The organism is Ralstonia psammae, assembly GCF_958405935.1.
Taxonomy (GTDB): domain Bacteria; phylum Pseudomonadota; class Gammaproteobacteria; order Burkholderiales; family Burkholderiaceae; genus Ralstonia; species Ralstonia psammae.
The window spans coordinates 25,942-41,811 of the sequence record NZ_CATZBU010000021.1; the positions used below are offsets into that span (position 1 = coordinate 25,942).

The 15,870-nt window shown below is 61.9% G+C and carries 17 protein-coding genes and 3 pseudogenes; 9 read left to right on the forward strand and 11 right to left on the reverse strand.

The genetic code is table 11. The features are described 5' to 3' along the window. Positions 1-2: 2 nt before the first annotated feature. The 7 genes from R2N16_RS23920 to R2N16_RS23950 are packed head-to-tail and all read right to left on the reverse strand — an operon-like array spanning position 3 to position 6,945. Positions 3-1,874 carry a hypothetical protein gene (locus R2N16_RS23920; protein ID WP_316669274.1) on the reverse strand — a complete coding sequence of 624 codons (1,872 nt, stop codon included), beginning with the start codon at positions 1,872-1,874 and terminating at the stop codon, positions 3-5. 36 nt (positions 1,875-1,910) lie between these two features. Next, on the reverse strand, positions 1,911-2,936 hold the full coding sequence (locus R2N16_RS23925; protein ID WP_316669276.1) for a polyprenyl synthetase family protein: 1,026 nt from the start codon (positions 2,934-2,936) through the stop codon (positions 1,911-1,913). A gap of 1 nt (position 2,937) precedes the next feature. Next, positions 2,938-4,302 carry a hypothetical protein gene (locus R2N16_RS23930; RefSeq protein WP_316669277.1) on the reverse strand — a complete coding sequence of 455 codons (1,365 nt, stop codon included), beginning with the start codon at positions 4,300-4,302 and terminating at the stop codon, positions 2,938-2,940. Between the two features lie 39 nt (positions 4,303-4,341). After that, positions 4,342-4,737, reverse strand: coding sequence for a hypothetical protein (locus R2N16_RS23935; protein WP_316669279.1), 396 nt, complete (start codon positions 4,735-4,737; stop codon positions 4,342-4,344). Between the two features lie 21 nt (positions 4,738-4,758). Continuing rightward, positions 4,759-5,679, reverse strand: a complete 921-nt coding sequence (locus tag R2N16_RS23940; RefSeq protein WP_316669281.1) for a hypothetical protein — start codon at positions 5,677-5,679, stop codon at positions 4,759-4,761. Then, positions 5,666-6,310: a C39 family peptidase gene (locus R2N16_RS23945; protein ID WP_316669283.1), complete on the reverse strand. Its 645-nt coding sequence runs from the start codon at positions 6,308-6,310 to the stop codon at positions 5,666-5,668. The genes R2N16_RS23940 and R2N16_RS23945 overlap by 14 nt, the downstream gene beginning before the upstream one ends. After that, positions 6,307-6,945, reverse strand: coding sequence for a hypothetical protein (locus tag R2N16_RS23950; protein ID WP_316669285.1), 639 nt, complete (start codon positions 6,943-6,945; stop codon positions 6,307-6,309). Before R2N16_RS23950 ends, R2N16_RS23945 begins: the two co-directional genes overlap by 4 nt. Before the next feature lie 181 nt (positions 6,946-7,126). Here R2N16_RS23950 and R2N16_RS23955 point away from each other — a divergent pair. Next, a pseudogene (locus R2N16_RS23955) lies at positions 7,127-7,415 on the forward strand (IS5/IS1182 family transposase); the annotation flags it as partial. Between the two features lie 348 nt (positions 7,416-7,763). Here R2N16_RS23955 and R2N16_RS23960 read toward each other — a convergent pair. Then, positions 7,764-8,447, reverse strand: coding sequence for a hypothetical protein (locus tag R2N16_RS23960; RefSeq protein ID WP_316669287.1), 684 nt, complete (start codon positions 8,445-8,447; stop codon positions 7,764-7,766). Continuing rightward, complete coding sequence (locus R2N16_RS23965; RefSeq protein ID WP_487384030.1) at positions 8,414-8,773, reverse strand: hypothetical protein; 360 nt, start codon at positions 8,771-8,773, stop codon at positions 8,414-8,416. The genes R2N16_RS23960 and R2N16_RS23965 overlap by 34 nt, the downstream gene beginning before the upstream one ends. 133 nt (positions 8,774-8,906) lie before the next feature. On the opposite strand from R2N16_RS23965, the pseudogene R2N16_RS23970 reads away from it, so the two are divergent. Together R2N16_RS23970 and R2N16_RS23975 are read left to right on the forward strand one after the other, a co-directional pair. Continuing rightward, positions 8,907-9,422 (forward strand): annotated as a pseudogene (locus R2N16_RS23970) (SOS response-associated peptidase family protein); the annotation flags it as partial. A gap of 205 nt (positions 9,423-9,627) precedes the next feature. Next, the gene (locus R2N16_RS23975) at positions 9,628-9,864 is read left to right on the forward strand and encodes a hypothetical protein (protein WP_316669291.1); all 237 of its coding nucleotides are present in this window, start codon (positions 9,628-9,630) and stop codon (positions 9,862-9,864) included. 167 nt (positions 9,865-10,031) lie between these two features. On the opposite strand, the gene R2N16_RS23980 is transcribed toward R2N16_RS23975, so the two are convergent. Then, positions 10,032-10,418 carry a hypothetical protein gene (locus R2N16_RS23980; protein WP_316669293.1) on the reverse strand — a complete coding sequence of 129 codons (387 nt, stop codon included), beginning with the start codon at positions 10,416-10,418 and terminating at the stop codon, positions 10,032-10,034. Positions 10,419-10,783: 365 nt separating this feature from the next. Here R2N16_RS23980 and R2N16_RS23985 point away from each other — a divergent pair, with 365 nt between their 5' ends. The 3 genes from R2N16_RS23985 to R2N16_RS23995 all read left to right on the forward strand — a co-directional run bounded on the left by R2N16_RS23985 (position 10,784) and on the right by R2N16_RS23995 (position 11,986). Next, positions 10,784-10,966 (forward strand): type II toxin-antitoxin system HicA family toxin, encoded by a 183-nt coding sequence (locus tag R2N16_RS23985; protein ID WP_316669295.1) that lies wholly within the window; start codon positions 10,784-10,786, stop codon positions 10,964-10,966. Between the two features lie 60 nt (positions 10,967-11,026). Next, positions 11,027-11,428, forward strand: a complete 402-nt coding sequence (locus R2N16_RS23990) for a type II toxin-antitoxin system HicB family antitoxin (RefSeq protein WP_260803339.1) — start codon at positions 11,027-11,029, stop codon at positions 11,426-11,428. Between the two features lie 108 nt (positions 11,429-11,536). Next, positions 11,537-11,986 carry an energy transducer TonB gene (locus R2N16_RS23995; RefSeq protein ID WP_316669299.1) on the forward strand — a complete coding sequence of 150 codons (450 nt, stop codon included), beginning with the start codon at positions 11,537-11,539 and terminating at the stop codon, positions 11,984-11,986. Between the two features lie 203 nt (positions 11,987-12,189). Here the strand turns inward: R2N16_RS23995 and R2N16_RS24000 are convergent, their stop codons facing one another. After that, entirely contained in the window at positions 12,190-13,083 is an 894-nt protein-coding gene (locus R2N16_RS24000) for a LysR family transcriptional regulator (RefSeq protein ID WP_316669301.1), read from the reverse strand. 206 nt (positions 13,084-13,289) lie between these two features. On the opposite strand from R2N16_RS24000, the gene R2N16_RS24005 reads away from it, so the two are divergent. The 3 genes and pseudogenes from R2N16_RS24005 to R2N16_RS24015 all read left to right on the forward strand — a co-directional run. Continuing rightward, positions 13,290-14,417, forward strand: a complete 1,128-nt coding sequence (locus R2N16_RS24005; protein ID WP_316669312.1) for an MFS transporter — start codon at positions 13,290-13,292, stop codon at positions 14,415-14,417. A 23-nt stretch (positions 14,418-14,440) separates the two neighbouring features. Then, a complete protein-coding gene (locus R2N16_RS24010; RefSeq protein WP_316669302.1) occupies positions 14,441-15,574 on the forward strand; it encodes an alpha/beta hydrolase in 1,134 nt (377 codons plus the stop codon). A 15-nt stretch (positions 15,575-15,589) separates the two neighbouring features. Beyond that, positions 15,590-15,870, forward strand: a pseudogene (locus R2N16_RS24015) (hypothetical protein); the annotation flags it as partial.

Below are 15,870 nucleotides of genomic sequence, written 5' to 3' on the forward strand. Positions count from 1 at the left end.
GTTCAGCTTCCCAGCTTGTTCAGGGCGTTGCGTGCGAACTGGGTGGCGGCCGCGTCGATCTGGCCGAGGTTGGAGCCGATGTAGGCATTCAACTGGGCCAGCAAGTCATCCTTGACCGGTCCCTGGTTCACGATTTCGTCGATGAACTTGTCGTAGAACGAGTTGCCATCGCCATCCAACTGCACCGCGATATTCACGTCCGCATCTGCGGCCACCAGCGTGATGGCGCTGTAGTTCAAGGTGAGTTGGTCCGGCGTGTCGCCGCTCGCGGCCAGCGTGGTATCGACACCCAGTGTGCCGCTGGTATTCGTCAGCGTCACGGTCATGTTGCCCGAAAACGGGATCGGCTTATTGCTTCCGACCTGGATATTTAGGCTGAATGGCGTGCTGGCGCTGGCCGGCGGCGACGGTACCGTCTTCGAGTTCCCATCGACGTTCAGATTGGGGCCGGGATTGAGCGTGCCCAGACTCAGGCTCGCCGAGGCTTGCTGGTTGCTGCCGAAGACGATGCCGCTGGCCGGCGCGACTAGGTTCGACAGACCGTGGATCGCCAGGTTGGACAGGACGATCTGCGTCACCGATAGGGTCTGGCCCATGAAGGTGGTGCTGTACGGGCCGTCGATTTTCAGGTTGGTTGCCGTGTACGGTTCCAGCACCGGCGAATTCGAACCCAGCACCAGGGCGGGCACGTACACGTAGCTGGACGGATCGTTGAGGGCGGCACGCGCACGATCGAACAAGTATTTGTCGACCGCATTGGTGTCGGTGTCGACCGAGCTGTTGGCCACCTGCTTGCTGCCGAAGATCGTATCGAGGGCGTTCGCCAGTTGCTGATTCAGCAGTTTCTCGATCGTGGCCAGGTTGTCGGCCGAGTTCAAGGCATTGTTGATGCTCGTGGTGAGGAATTTCGCGGCATCCGGAGTTCCCAGTAGATTCTTGTACGTCGTGTTCCAGATCTCGTAGTACAGGGAGAAATCCGAGAGCAGGGTTGGGCTCATCGAGGTCCACTGCAGATTCTGAAGCGTGAACGACGGAAGGGTGCCGCCGACACCCTGCAAGGTCAGTTGTTCCAGGCCGATCTGGACGGTCTTGCCGTCGGGGCTAACAGTGATCGTGGTGCTGGCGACCAGCTCGGCCTTCGCGACCTGCAGCAGGGCCACGCCGCCGGCGCTGCAGTCGAAGCCGTTCGGATGGCCGTTGGATTCCGGCAGGTGGAGGGTTGGCGGGATGGGCGCCGGCGTGGTGCCGTGGCGCGCAAAGAAGCAGAGCGGTTGGGAAAGCGAAAACGCCAGGCCGGCGAACGACTGGCTGTTATTCGAATCGACGCCTTGCTGCGTGCCGCCCAGCGCCAATTGCTGGTTCCAGCTTTCGCCGGTTGACGGATAGGCGTTGAAATCCAGCTTGATCTGGGCGGTATAGCCAGCGTCGTTGATGGTGACCTGCGGCGCGGTGCTGCTGACGCGCACGTTTGCCAGCCCGTCGATCTCGATCTGCTGAAGGGTCAGGTTGAGACCGGTATTGGGGTAGGGCACGGCGTTCAGGTAGGGACCGTCATGGATCGCCTGGAGGGCCGCTTTGGCGTCGTCGATCATCTGCTGGGTCACGGTCGGCGGATTCGGCTTCTCCAGGCTCAGCATGTCCAACTGGCCTGTGTAGGCGCCGAACCAGGAGGTCGCGAGGTCGTTCGAGATGTCCTGCGCGCCGCTCATGTTGTTCGCGCTCCAGTTGCTGGCCTTGAGCGGCAGGTAGGGTACGTCGCCCGCTCCGGTCATGCCCGCCAACGCACGCGGCAGGAACAGGCTGTTGCCTTGCGCATTGTTATTCGCCTTGCTCAATAGCGTGTTATACGCAAAATTAAATAGTTGCAGACCCATATGCGCTCCTGATTGCTGGTCGTGATTCGTGATCGATCAATAAGATCGGTTGACGATAAACATTGTGATGTCGTGCAACGCACGGCGGTGCGGACTCTCGGGCAGCGGCTGCAGGTGCTCGACCGCTTGCAGCGCGGTATTGCGCGCTTCCGCGTAGGCCAGCGCGAAGGCGTCGGAACGGCGGACCTCGTCGACCCAGGCGTTGATCTGTTCGGGCGCCGCGGGTTCGGTGCCGCGCAGATAGCGCACCATCGGATGCAGGTCTCCGAACAGCTTCATCGCGTGGATGATGGGCAGCGTCATGCGGCGCTGGTGCAAGTCCAGCCCCTTGCACTTGCCCGATTCCTGGTCGGATTGCGACAGGTCGAGGATGTCGTCCATCATCTGGAAGGCGCGTCCCATGTGTCGGCCGAACGCGCCCAGGCGGCGCAGGTCGGCGGTGCGGGCGCGCATCAGCGCGGCGCCCGCCTCGCAGGCAAGGCCGAACAGCACCGCCGTCTTGCGGTCGATCGTGGTCAGGTAGCGCGCGTGCAGCGCGTCCGGATGCCAGTAGGGCTGCGTGGTCATCTCGTCGATCTCGCCGCGGCAGATGTCGAAGGCGGAATCGAGCACCCATTTCACCAGCTCCATGTCGTCCTGGTCTTCGATGGCATCGACGAAGCAGCGCACCGCCTGCAGGAACTGCATGTCGCCGATCAGGATCGCCATTTCGGTGCCGCGCGCGGCGTTGACGCTGCCCTGGCCGCGGCGCAGGGTGGCGTGGTCGACGATGTCGTCATGAATCAGGCTGGCGACATGCAGCATTTCGAGCGACGCCGCGGCGCGCAGCACCTTGTGCGGCAGCTCGCCCGTTTCCCGGAACAGGCGCGCCGTCAGCAGCAGGGTGAGTGGCCGCAGCTTCTTGCCGCCGCGGTACAGGGCCATTTCCGCGTCCGTCAGGTAGCCGTGCTGCGGTTCGAGCGCGCGCGCCAGTTCGTGCTCAAAGCCTTGCATCTCGGCCGCCATCAGGTCCTGGATGATGGTGCCGACCGGGTCCCGCGAGGGGGCCGCGATTCTTACCATCTCAGCGCGCGCCCAGCAGGACCCCGGCCAGTGCCGGCACCAGTGCCCGCTCGAGCGTGTCCGCCACGCGGTCGTGCAGCAGGCTCTTGATGAAGCGCGCCTGGCCCAAGGCCTCGCGCGCCAAGTGCGCCAGTCCGGTACCCAGGGCGGCGTCCCAGCCGCTGTCGTCGAAGTCGAGGTCGAAGCCGTCCAGCTCCACGCGCCCGTCCAGCAGGCGCAGGCCGCCCTCGTGCGCGAAGCGCAGCGCCACGAAGCAATCCAGCGTCGCGCGTAGGCCGCCTTGAGCCAGCGGCACCGGGTGGATCGCGTTAAGGCGTGCGATGTGTTCCGCATGCTCGGCCTGCATCCTGCGCACGAACGCCCGCTCGTCCTCGGAAAGGACCATGGTCCACGCATTGCCCTCGGCATCGCGACCGCCGATCGGATTGCCATTCAACAACGTATGGACGTCCTCGACGGAGACCGCGGGTGCCGGCTTGCCCTTGGCCACGATGGCGAACACCTGATCGCTGTTATGCTCCGGCACGTCCGTCAATTGGCCGACGTTCGTGTTCTGCATGATCGAGCTGGCGAAGGTAGCGACGCTGGCGGCCGCCAGGTTGTGTGGGTTGTTCGGGTCCTTCGGGTTGTTCGGATTGTCGAGGGCAGCCAAGGTGGTCAGGGCGATGGCCAGGGCCAGTTGCTGCGTCTGCGCATTCCCGTTGTAGGTGGTCGTGCCGTAGGTCTTGCTCGAACTGTTGATCACGCCATTGTTGTTGACGCTGTCGTTGGTATCCTGCGCCATGTCCGAGATGGGGCCGGCGGCCCAGCCGTTCTGGAACGACATCGTGTACTGCGACGTGAACGCATCGGTGAAGGCGGCGCGATGGGTCGAGTAGGTCGACAACAGAGCCGCGCCATTGCCGCCGGCAACGTTCTGCAGGGCTTCCCGCTGCTTGTTCGCGGTGGCGATCCAGGTCGGGTGCGGATCGTTATCGTCGTCCGCGCCGCCGCGCATCCGGACGCCGTGGCGCAGGCCGGTTCCGGCACCGTCGATCCCGCTCTCCCAGATTTGCGTGCCCTGGACTTCCTGCGTGCCGGACAGGCGCAGGCCGCTCACCCGCAGTTCCACCGTGCCCCGGTCCGGTTCGACGCCGGCGAGCTCGATCCGCAGCGGCTGTTCGCCGGACGGCGCTACCCGCAGGCGGCCTAGCTTGATGCCCAGGTCGCCCCGCGCGAAGCCCGCTTGCGGCGGCATGTCCAGTGCCTTGGCCAGCGGCAGGGCCGGTATCTCGTCGATGTCCAGTTGTCGTGGTAAGGCGGAGCCCAATTGTGCCGTCGTCAGATTGGCCCAGCCGTCGTAGATTGCCTGTAATTCTGATTGCATAAAATCTTCCCGGTTTGGATGTGGCGTCGGACGACTGGATCAGGTGATCTTCACGGTGGCGGAGACGAGCACGTGGTCGCTGTCGCTGGTGGAAATGTTCAGGTTGCTTGGGGTCAGCGTCAGGCTGATTCCCTGGTAGGTCATTGGAATCGGCGGCACCGTCACGGTCTGGCCGTCGAGGTAGCCTTGGCCCTTCGTTTGCAAGGTGGCGGTCACGAAGGGTGTGATCTGAGCGATGAGCGAGGTCGCCACGTGCTTCAGCGTGTCGGCGTTGAACTTCTCCCAACCGTTGCCGTCGGGCTTGTAGTTGATGGAAAATTTCGGCAGGGGTTGCAGTTGCAGCTTGATGGAATTCGAACCCGACACCGTCGGCGTCACCGTGACCGTTAGGGGCGTGGGATCGGTGGTGAAATCGGCCTTGGCAAAATCGACCATGCAATTCTCCTGCGCTGGAATTTATAAGAGGTTCGACGCCGCTTCGATCGCACACGCGCCAGGCACCAGCCACCACGACACGCCGACGCTGGCGGTCGCGCTGACGGTGGCCGTGACATTGATGTTCGGCAGCGTCGAGGCCAGCACGACCGACGCGTTGGTGATGCCGCCGCTGAACGAGTAGCTGCCGGCCCAATTGCTGTCGCTATAGTTCACGGAAGCGTTGTCCATTTGCTGGACGATACCGGCGCTGTACTTGCCGACCAGGGCAGTCAGGAACTTGCGTCCCAGCAGGAGGCCGAAAGGCTGTTGCGGCCACGTCACGCCGCTGATGTCGGGCGTCCCGTTCGCTGTCAGGTTGCTGGCGACCGCCAGGTAGCCGCCGCCGACGTTCATCACCGGCGGGGCGAAGTCCTGGCCGTCCACCGAGATCGCCGATGGGATCTTGTAGCCAGCGAGCAAATCCGACACTTTGGTGTAGACGATGCCGCATACCAGTTCCACGTACAGCAACTGGAAGGACTGTACGTTCAGCGGCAGTACCGCGACCGAGCCCAGCACGATCTGGTTGCCGGTCACGCGGACCTCGGCGAACACCGTCATTCCGCAGTCCAGCGGAAACGAATCGCCCTGCTCGGGATGGATGGTGGTCTTGACCGACGACAACGTGACCTGGAACATCTGGTCGGTCGGCGCGGGCGGCTTCGGATGGTTGGTGGGGGAAAAGACGTTCGGGTCATCCCACTGGGCCTTGGTGGGCGGCGTGAGCACGAACAATGGCGCGGCATCGATGCACCAATCGATCGATGTCACGCCCTCGGCGTTGATGGGCGCGTTACCCTTGAACAGCGTGGTCTTGGCCGTGGCATTCGCAAACAGCTGCGTCATGCCCATGTTCAGCGTGCCGGCATCGATTACCAATGCCACATCATAGTTGCTCATATTGCGCTTCTCCTCGGTACCCCGCCCGTGCCGAATAGGGGTTATGGGTCCAATAGGTTTCCATCCACTCGCCGCCATGGCGGTAGTGGAGAGGAAAATCGTCGAAACAGGCTTCGAAGCGGCTGCCTTGGGGGTCGGCGCCGTACACCAGGCGGCGATGCCGGCAATAGCCGTCGAGTAGAACGTAGTGCTGGGTGCCGCTGCGCCAGCGGATCGCCACCGCCATCGGACGACCGCTGTCGAGCTCGCGTATCAGGCGGCGGAACGGCGGCCGTCCACTGCTCCAGCCGGCCAGGCAGTTCACGTAGCGCAAGGTGCGCTCGAGCGGCGCCGGCTGGTTGTAGCGTTCCGCCTCCAGAAGGGCCGCCGGCGGCGCGCAATTGGGCCGCACCTGGTCGCGGCACAGGATGTGCCACGCCAGGCTGTCTTGCTGCCACGACGTGTCGCCGTAATACGTGGCGATCGCGCAGGTGACGCTCGACCAGCACCAATTGGACCGCCACTGGGGCTCCAGCGCCACCTGCAGGCGGACCATGCCGCCCTCGAACACGGAGGGAGGCGCCGTATCCGCGCGGTGCGCGGCGGGGCCGCGGCCGATGGTGCGCGCCAGCGGTTCGATTCTCAGTTTCACGTGGTCGATGCGCAAAACGGCAACAGCGTGGTGAGCTGATCGCCGACCACGCTGTTGATTTGCGACGAGATCAAACGTTCGATGGCGCCCTTGGCGACGTCCAGCACCAGGTTTTCCAAGGGGCTGAGCAGGTAATTCAGGACGCCGAGGTTGTTGATCCAGATGTTGGCGCCGGCGTAGCTGAACTGGGTGTTTAGGTCGGAGATGCTGCTAATGCACAGCTTGTCATTCGTGAGAGACACCTGGACATTGGCGCTGCCGGACAGGATGCCGCCGTCGATGCGCAGGTTGCCGGAAATGCCGGGATCCAAGAACGCCACGTGCAGGTCGCCGCTGACGGTCGCCGACAGCGAATCGGTCAACACCGCATGGAAATTCAGCTGGCCGATCAAGTTGTTGCCGGACGGTGTCAGATTACTTGCCACCATGTCCTGGAAGCGCACCGAGGACACGCCGGTCAAGTCGTTCACGGAGTAATGTGCGGTACCCACTCCGATGCCCTTCGAGCCCGACGCCACATTCTGGTACGGGTCGAAGCCGGCCTCCTTGATGGCAGGACCGATTTCGCCGTTCAGCTGCACAACCAAACCTTGCAAGATTTCATTGATGACCTGGGTAAACGGGTTTTCACTCATGCATGGCTCCTGGAATGTGAATGGCGGTTAAAGATGCTGCGAACAAAGAAAACGACTCCCCCTCCGACTTATTCGGAAAACCAGTCGGAAATATTCTCGGGATGAGGGAAAAACTGTTTTAGGACTTCCCAGTCAATGAATGGGATTTGGTTCTGCTACCACCGGTGTTGTTGCATGAATCATTCCGCCGCGCGAGGGTGCGAGTTCGTGGCCTGAACCCATGCCCGGCGCAAGATGGCGCAACGCTGCTATCGATGCCATTGGCAAGACCAGCAGGCGGGAGTGGAAGAAGATCAGTGGCTACCACCGGCGCTCGCTGATTGAGAACTTGATGTACCGGCTAAAAACGCTCACGGGGCTTGCCTGTGGGCGCGCGAGGTTGCCTCGCAGGCGACCGAGATGGCAATCCAACCGGGCGTGTCAATCGCATGGCTGCGTTTGCCCGCCCGCATTCCGTGCGTATCGCCTGATCTAACGCTCACAGGGGGCTCCGCATTCAGAGTCGATTTATGCAATAACGCCACAATGATGCGCCACTCGAACAACTCGAACAGCGCCTCTCGGCCAAGCCGGGCTTCGACGGCCAAGTCCACCAACGCACCATCGCTCTCCAAGGCGTACAGTCGGTTGCCTGGCGCAAACAGGTTCTGCAGCAGAGTCGTGGAGCCCATGGTCTGCATCGAATGTTAAAAATGCCAGATGTGCTACGGAAACGCGGACCCACCCATTTTTATTGGTGGCCCCATATTTTTAACAAACAATACACTCAATAATGCTTGGCGAGCATTAAGAATACGAAATAATTAGTTGCCTGATAATCAGATCTCTGATTTACTAATTTCACTATTGGTTACACCCGGCTGCTCCTGGCGCAGCACGCCAGCTAGCTCCAGCAGGCGCGCATAGACCCGCTTGCGCAGCCGATCGTCACGGTCGGCTTGCTCGCTATCGTGGCGTACCACGTGCTCGATGATCGCGCCCCGCTGCCGCATGATGCCGTGCGTGGAAGCCTTCTGATCCAGGTATTCCTGCGATTCCGCCCCCATGGTTTCGATCAGGATACGCCCCGGCGCAGCCATCGACCCCGCCGGCGCAGGCACCTCCAACTCAAAATCCGCCCGACAATGTGCTGTCGTGCCATCGGCCAATGTCACCTCGCTGTCGAACAGCGGTTTCTTGAGCGTGACGGTGACGCCCTTCTTTTTCACCCATCTCATTACATCCAGGAGCAATGCAAGCGTGTGCCGTTCGTAGCTGCTGTCCAGCGGCACCGGTTGGCGCATCTTGAAGGCATGCTGGGCGAACGCTTCACGCACCCGGGCGACGCCGTTGTCGTCCCGATCGATGACTGCAAGCACCCAATACGGGGGATTCGCAAAATTCTGGTCACGGCCGCCGATCCGAATCTCGCTTGCCGGCGATACGACGGTGGGCTTCCCCGTGGTCAACTTGGTCGCGTCCGACGCGGTCACCTTGTCCGCGACAAAGAGGAGATAGCCCATCCGCTTCTTCCCCTTGGGCCACTGCATTTGTCCACTTCAGCCATGAAATCGCCAGGTTTGACCCACGCGCGGGTCTCCATCATGTCCCAGAGCGTGAGCGCGTCTGTCACCGCTTCCTCAACGGCAAAACGCTCCAGGCGGTCCCAGGGGCTGAGCGGCTGCTTGCCGGCATCCAAGTCCTCCGTGGAAACCGTACTGAAGCCGGCTTGATCCAACAGGGTGTAAAGGATGCGCCCGAGCTTTGGCAAACGGCGTCTCCGACTTGAACCACTACCTGTTGGGAGGTGCGGACAAAATCTTGGACTACCTGGAGGTAGTTCATGTATTCGTACGAGGACAGAATTCGAGCGGTCGAGCTTTACATCAAGCTCGGCAAGCGCGTCAGGGCAACGATTCGTCAGTGGGGGTAGTGTCCCAGGTCTCGCATATGGCAGAACACAGCCGTTGAAACACGTCGCATACACGCCCGTGATGGTCATGGAGAACGGCCGGCGCGTCGTCAAGCCGATGCGGTACCAGTGCCGCCCAGCAGGCAAGCCAGCCTTCTACGACGAACAGTACCCCGGCACTTACAACGCCCGCCGCGACAATCTGCGCGGCTTCTGGAAAGGCCAGTACGGCCACACGCACGGCCTGGTCCTGGTCGACGCGTTCTACGAGAACGTGACCGGGCCAGACGGCAAAAACGTCGTGCTCGAATTCCGCCCCGACCCGCCGCAGACGCTGCTCGTCGCCTGCGTGTGGTCACACTGGCGCGCGACCAAGCCCGGCGAGAAGGATCTGCTCTCGTTCGCCATCATCACCGACGATCCGCCGCCGGAGATTGCAGAGGCCGGGCACGACCGCTGCCCGGTTCCGATCAAGCCGGAGAACATCGACACATGGTTGAAACCTGACGCGCGCAACCTCGAAGCTGTCGACGCGATTTTGGACGACAAGCCACGGATTTTCTACACGCACTCGAAGGCAAGTTAGCGACGCACATTGCCGCGGCAGAGATAATCAATGGCATTTCAGTACCGCCTGAAATCGCGCGCCCATTCGACGCCTTGCCCGATGTATTGAGCGAATCGCTAGACATCGAGCCAAATCATTCATACCGTGATGCTAATGGAATGCGCCGCGCAGAATGGCGCCCCGGCTACGGGAGGATGGGGGGGGACACAATAACGAGGTTCCCATGGAATTAATCGTAAAAGCACAGAAAGGCCACGTCGAAATACGCACCCGCCGACGAACCGATGGCAGATGGGCAAGCGAATTTCGTTATGCGCCGACCGGCAGAGCGCCGTTGGAATGGACATCTGCCTGCGCTGTTGAAGGATTCGTCACGGAGGGCATGGCATTGAGCGCGGCGATTCTGCTTGGCAAGCAAACCGCTGAGTCTTTCACCGCCGCTGCGCCCGCCCCCGCGTAAGCCGTTTGCACACGAGAAGCGGTGGGGCGCACCACCAAACCGCTGCTTCGCCCGACCGCTCCACCCAGGCCTCGAAAGCGAGTTTGGGATTTAGGAAACAAATCAATCAGAGCGCCTGATGTGCCGTACCCGCGCAACTTTGGTAGCACTCCCCCCGTCGGGACTGTTCATATCGCAGACGTCCTATCTGGCCAGAACACGTTTAGGGGTACGACGACACTGATATCGAACCCCTCCTCCCCGTCGTTCACACGGGGGGCACCATCGAGCGCCCACGCTGCCCATGCTTTCAGCCGAGAACATCGGTCAGCGCGCTCAGCCTGCGGCAATCCCAGGTAGGTCGCCAACATCGCGGAAGAGAGATGGAAGGACAGCGAATTCACTGCCTCCTGCCCATCGATGGTGCTCACCCGCCACCATGCGTGAACGTACAGTTCCGACAGGCAGTCGTCTTCGAGTCGCAACACCGCGTTTTCTGGAAGGACCCCCAAGATCGCAGTGCGGAGTTCGCCATGCGCGGCGCGGCGAATGGCGTCTAAGTCTTGCCGTTCCATGCCCCATCCCATCCCATCCCATCCTGCTCCTGCGCACCCACGCGTGCCTTTCACTGAAGCATAGTAGTGGGATGCCAGACCAGGTTGACGAGGCTCAACAGGGCCAGCGATGGCCAGGCAGACCATCGTTTAGTTTTTCCCTAGCACGCGAGTGAGTCGTCGCAAGGCGACGATTCTCGCTCATTGGCTGCATGGTGGCGGTTACCCTCAGTTCAACTGAGGGTCATTCGGGCCGGTTGCCGGCGCGCCCGCCGCACTGCGCCTTTGTGCTTCCGGCCCCACCCACGACACACATAACTACACATTTCCTCTTGCCACGGCCGCGTCCGTGTGTAGAATTACACACAGAACAACCGGAGACCCCCATGCAGTCTGGGCAGTTAATCCGGATGCTCCTCGATGACGGCTGGCAGTTGGTGCGTATCACTGGCAGCCATCATCACTACAAACATCCGGAAAAGCGGGGCCTTGTGACGGTGCCACACCCGAAGAAAGACCTGCCAATCGGAACAGTTCGAAGCATCCAGAAATCCGCCGGCCTGAAGTGAGGCCGGCGGTTTTTCGCAGAGGTGCAAAACCGGTCGCGCAACAACCTAGGAAGAAAAGCCATGCAATTCCCCATCGCGATTCACAAAGACGAGGGGAGCGTCTATGGCGTCACGGTGCCAGACATTCCCGGCGTCCATTCGTGGGGCGATACCGTCGATGAAGCCATCCGCAACACGCGGGAGGCCATCGCGGGTCATCTGCAGACTCTGGCAGAACTCGGCGAAGACGTAGACGTAACCTGCTCAACAATTGAAGACCTGACCAAGCAAGACGAGTACGCCGGTGCCATCTGGGCAATCGTTGAAATCGACGACGAGGAGCTTGATCGCACCCCGGAGCGCATCAACGTGTCACTCCCCCGCTTCGTGCTCAGAAAGCTGGATCGGTTTGCCGAGAAGCGGCATGAAACACGCAGCGGGCTTCTGGCTCGCGCGGCCATGGAACTCATGGCGCATGGGTAGGACGGGCGGCCGGTTGGTCGCCCTTTTTTTTTGTCCTGCCGCCGCGGAACAGAAGTGCGGTTAGTTGCCACGCTCCGTTCACGCTCATCGGCTACGATCCCAGTTGCCGTGCACAACAATCAGACCAACGTTGGCTTGGTAAAAGCAGGGGGATTCATGCTGTATCGCGTGCGGCCGGCTGCGTGCATCGTGCCATTTTTGTTATCGGCTGATTGCGCCAGCCAGCTAACGATTCCGCCGGAAACCGGTTTGAAAGCAGCACGTCCACCGGCTGTCGGATGCAGCGATCCGATCCTGGACTATCCCGGCGAAGCACGCCGCAGGCGCATGGAAGGCTTGGTTGTTGTGTGGGGCGAGATTGAACCGGATGGAAGCATCTCTGGCGAGCGTACCAATCGGTCTTCCGGCAGCACCCTTCTAGATGAAGCCGCCGTGCAAGCTGTCCGGTCAATGGCGTGCGCGCCTTTCAAAGACCCAAAGACCGGTCAACCAACGCGCACGACCTTCTCCAGAGGGTTCGCATTCGGCCTAGACCGCACCCCGCCGACGGTGCCATGAGCCGCTCATCATCCCCGCCGGCAGCTATCGGCACAAGCGCGCCCGCGCGCTGACTGACTTTGCACGGGCGTCCGTGCAGATTTCGGATTTGATTGAGGCGGGGTGCAGGGGGTGGGATGGGGCTCGCATCCCGGGCCAGTTAGCGGCGATGCAAGCACCTTCCGCAGCGGATGTCCGACGCTCACCCTCACGCCCCAAAGAAATCACCCGCGAAAACGCAATGCGTCCACCACCAATGAGAACGCGGGAGAAGGTTGCCGCCGACTTGGGTAATACAGGTGGTATCCGGCAAATTTCGGACACCAGTCTTCCAGCACGCGCATCAGCCGTCCAGCGGTGACATGGGACATCACCTCGTCTTCTGGCAGCAGCGCGACCCCCAAGCCGGCGAGCGCCGCCTCTACCTGCGGATGTGAGGTGTTGAAGATAAGCGGCCCATCCACGCGCACGTTGACCTTGCGACCGCGCCGCTCGAAGTCCCAGACATACAAGCCGCCTGAGGTCGGCATGCGCTGGTTAATGCAACGATGGTCCATCAGATCCCGGGGCACCTTCGGCACCGGATGCGCCGCGAAATACTCCGATGATGCGACCACGGCCAAGCGCAACGCGGGCCCGATCGGGACGGCGATCATATCCCTGTCTATGGTGCTGCCCATGCGCACGCCGGCATCGAAACGGTCGGCCACGATATCGCGGAACCCGTAGTTGACGTCGAACTCGACCTTGATGTCCGGGTAGTCGCCCAGCAAGGGCGCGAGCTTGGGCAGCAGGATGCTTTGCAACACGTGGTCGCCGCAAGTGATTCGAACTGTGCCGGCCGGCTTGTCGCGCAGCTCGGTCAGTGCATCAAGTTCAGATTCGATCTCGTCGAACCGCTGTCCAATCGCCAACATGAGGCGCTCGCCGGCGGCCGTCGTCGACACGCTACGCGTCGTCCGCGTCAAGAGACGGATCTGCAACCGTTCCTCCAGCGCGCGGATCGACTGGCTCAGCGCCGATTGCGTGACACCCAGGCTCGCTGCAGCCCGCGTGAAGCTGCCCTCACGCGCGACGGTCACGAACCCCAGCAGGTCGTTCAGGTTTCTCCTGGCCACGGATCCATCCTCGGATTAATTAGTCCAACTACTAAATGCATTAAGGATTCATTATCTAGTAGCACGTGCGGGGCGTCACCATAATTTGTGGCATGACTGAAGCACCCTCGACCCTCACGCCACGGCTTGACCGCAAGCCGAAAGAGAAGCCGCCTGCCGCTGCTGCCAGACGCGAACAATCGAGCCACTGGAGCGGCGTGTTCGCCATGGCTCTCTGCGTCTTCGCACTCATCGCATCGGAGTTCATGCCCGTCAGCCTGCTCACGCCGATCGCCGCAGACCTGCACGTTAGCGAGGGCGTGGCCGGTCAGGGGATCGCCGTATCGGGCGCCTTCGCAGTCTTGACGAGCCTCATGCTTCCGGCGCTGGCTCGACGGATGGATCGCAAGAGCATCCTGCTGTGGATGACCGCGTCCATGGCTGCATCCGGTGCCTTGATCGCTTTGGCGCCAGGCCTCGCGATGTACATGATGGGACGCGCTCTCATCGGTGTAGCCGTCGGCGGGTTCTGGTCCATATCTGCCGCGACGGCGATCCGGCTGGTGCCCACGCCGAAGGTTCCTCGTGCGCTGGCAATTTTCAATGGCGGCAATGCGCTCGCCACGGTTATTGCCGCACCCCTGGGCAGCTTCGTCGGCTCGCTGATCGGATGGCGAGGTGCGTTTTTTGGCCTCATCCCCGTCGCGGTGCTCGCGTTCGCCTGGCAATGGGTGAGCCTGCCGGCGATGCCCGCGAACTCACCGGCATCCGGATCCCGCAACGCACTGCGCCTTCTGGCGGATCCGCTCGTGCTGCTGGGAATGGCGGCGGTCGGCCTCTTCTTCGCAGGACAGTTTGCGCTTTTCACTTATGTGCGCCCTTTCTTGGAAGGGCCGACAAACGTCGGTGCCTCGACCTTCTCCCTGGTACTGCTCGCGATCGGGTTGGCGGGCTTCATTGGCACGGCCGTCATCGGCTGGTTCCTCTCCCGCAATCTGTATCGCACCTTGATCGGCATCCCGCTCGCAATGGCTGCAGTGGCTGTAGGGCTGACTCTGTTCGGAGGACTGACGGGCGCCGCTGTCGGGCTGCTGGCCTTGTGGGGGCTGCTTGCGACGGCCGCGCCCGTTGGGTGGTGGAGCTGGTTGGCGACGACGCTGCCGGAAAGCGCCGAAGCCGGCGGCGGGCTGATGGTCGCCGTGATCCAGCTCGCCATCGCGCTGGGCTCGACGGTTGGGGGCGTGCTGTTCGATGCCAGAGGCTATGCCACCACCTTTGGCTTCAGCGCGGTTCTCCTCGTGTTTGCGGCGGCACTTGCATTGGCGACGGCGTATCGCAGTCGGCAGGTGGCGTGACTAACCTATCTAAAGGAACGTACATGGATTTCTCGAACTCGCGCCGACGCGCGCTGCAAGGTGCGCTGGCTCTTGGAACAGCCGCCGTTGCGGCTGCGCCAGCACTGGCCGCCGATCACAAAAATTCGGGCCGAGGCCGCACGGAATCAACGACGCGTTGGGACAAGGTGTTTCCCCAAAGTGATCGTGTGGTCCATCGAAAGGTAACGTTCAGGAACCGGTTCGGGATTGTTCTCGCAGGCGACCTGTACCGGCCGAAGAACTCTGCCGCCGGCAAGCTGCCCACGCTGGTGCTCGGCGGGCCGTTTGGCGCTGTGAAAGAACAATCGTCCGGCCTGTATGCCCAGACGTTTGCGGAGCGTGGCTTTGTTACGTTGGCGTTCGATCCGTCGTTCACCGGCGAAAGCGGCGGCGAGGTGCGCAACGTCGCATCGCCGGACATCTTCACTGAAGATTTCAGCGCTGCAGTGGATTACGTCGGCCTGCTGCCGAGCGTGGACCGCGAGCGCATCGGCGCCATGGCGATCTGCGGTCTGAGCGGCATGGCGCTGACCGCAGCGAGCGCAGACTCGCGGATCAAGGCGGTGGCCACGGCTTCGATGTACGACATGTCTCGCAGCATGAGCCGTAGCCACAAGGACGCCTACACCCTCGAACAGCGGCACAAGGTCATTGATTACCTAAGCGCACAACGTTGGATCGACGCCGAGAAAGGCACGTTCGCAGTGGGCTTTCACGAGGTGCCATTCGACACCAACGGCCAATTACTGAAGGGCAACAGCGTGCTGCCCGAGAAGCTGCCAGCCAATCCGGACCCGGTGCTGGCCGCATTCTTCGACTACTACCGGACGCCGCGCGGCTTTCATCCGCGCGCCATTAACTCGACCACGGCGTGGACTGCAACGACTCCGATGTCGTTTTTCGAGTTCCCGCTGGCGGCGAACATTGCCATGATTTCGCCGCGGCCCGTCATGCTGGTCGCCGGCGCAAATGCCCACTCGCGGTACTACTCTGAAGACGCCTACAAAGCCGCGTCCGGCCCGAAGGAACTCGTGATCGTCCCGGACGCCGACCACGTCGACCTCTATGACCGACCGGAGAAGATTCCTTTTGACAGGTTGGAGGCCTTCTTCAGACAAAACCTCAAGCAGGCGTGATTTATAGGAGTAGCCATGGAACTGAAACGCGCAGGAACGCAACCGTCCATCAAAGGGCCCGCCGAGTGGTTCACCGGCAGTGTCCGCATCGATCCCCTGAGCAACCCTCCGGCGCCCGCGCGCCACTCATGCGCCGCCGTGGCTGTTGATTTGCACCGAATCCTGACCTACCGGGGGTGCGGTCAAGATTCGGTGCAAATCAACAGCCTGGCGTTTGTTACCGACTTTTCGATTCGAAAGGAAGTGGCAGCAGGCCAACTGGTTGGCATTCGCCTCGACCATCCGCTCACAGAGAA